This is a genomic window from Micromonospora sp. NPDC023956 (genome assembly GCF_040639195.1).
GTDB lineage: Bacteria > Actinomycetota > Actinomycetes > Mycobacteriales > Micromonosporaceae > Micromonospora.
Window position 1 is genome coordinate 238,980 of record NZ_JBEZZN010000001.1, and the last position, 344, is coordinate 239,323.

The window sequence follows — 344 nt, forward strand, 5'->3', positions numbered from 1 at the left end:
TTTCGAGCCGGATGAACCAGGCGACCCAATACCATCCCCGACGCCTCAAGCCGCGTTACCACAGCCAATTCAGCCCGACCACGAATTGCAGATAATCACAGCGTCGAAGCGCCGACCACGCCCTACTTACCGGAGGAAGGTATTGGTCGGCCGGTGACGGTCACAACCCCTAGGCCGCCCCTACGGCCGCCCCTAACGCAGGCGGCCGCCGGACCGGCCCGAGGCTGGCCGGCGGCGGCCCGGCCGGGGGCCGGCGCGGCGGCCCGGCGGAGCCGGTCGCGGGGGCCGTGACAGCCACCGCGACCGGCTGTGCCGACGCCTGTCGACAATGACCGGCGACGGCT